Here is a 976-nt window from a genome sequence, read left to right as displayed (position 1 = left end):
GCGTGTTTAAGGTGTCCAGCGTCAGGTCATGGCCTGCCGTTATTTCGGTGTGACCGTCTTGACCGGCATTCCTGACGTCACTGGCGGTGAGCTGGACGTTATTGATGGCGCTCAGCGACAGGGTGCCCTTATCGTTCTGCACATAAATGCCTGCCGGACGGTCCAGCCAGCGGTTAGCTTCATCCCCGCGTACGGTCGAGGCGCTGGTGATATCGCGGCCTTTCAGGGTCACCCGGTCATCCCCCTGAATCCGGCCGCCCCGATTGGTGAGCGCCTGTTGGGCCGCTAAATCCACTTTGCCACCACGAATAAAGCCGCGGTTGGTCAGGTTGTTGGCCGTCAGTTGAGTCACATCCCGCCCGTTAATTGTGCCGCTGTTGGTGATATCGCCCTGACTGTTGAGCGCCACGGTATTCCCGGCCAGCAAGGCGCCATCACTGCGCAGGTCGCCCTGACGGACGCGCGCATAAACCTGCGGCACCGTCACCACCTCGGTAGTGCCGTCCGGCAGCGTGACCGTCTGGTTGGTCAGCCAGATAATGTCCGAGGTCAGCAGCGCCATCTGCGCCGGACTCAGGGCGACGCCGGGGGTGAGCTGCTGTTCCCTGCCGAAAGCCACCCCGGCATCCATCAGCGCTTTAAACTGGGCTTCATCGTTATTGTAGCCCGGCAGATAGCGCTGACCGGTCAGCTGGGTAATCTGCTCCCGCACCAGCCGCTGTTCGTAGAACCCGTCGCCTAACCGTTTGTGCACCAAAGCCGGGTCATGGGTGAGTTGCTGCTGCATGTAGTCTGACCCCAGCCAGGGTTTGTACTGGGTAAATTTCGGGTCGGTCTCCACCAGATAGCGGCTGTCACTGCCCGGCTGCACGGTATACAGGCTGTTATCCGGTAAGCGGGTATCGGGCGTCACCACGCGTATCACCGGGTCGACTGTTTGTCCTTTGACGGTTTCCGGCGGCAAACTCAGTTCAAA

At 60.6% G+C, this 976-nt stretch carries 1 pseudogene; it reads right to left on the bottom strand.

The features are described from left to right. A pseudogene (locus AM629_RS21235) lies at nt 1-976 on the bottom strand (S-layer family protein); the annotation flags it as partial.

Source organism: Photorhabdus heterorhabditis (genome assembly GCF_001280945.1).
GTDB lineage: Bacteria > Pseudomonadota > Gammaproteobacteria > Enterobacterales > Enterobacteriaceae > Photorhabdus > Photorhabdus heterorhabditis.
Note: the sequence above shows the minus strand (reverse complement) of the source record. Positions and strands in the feature narration are given on the sequence as shown.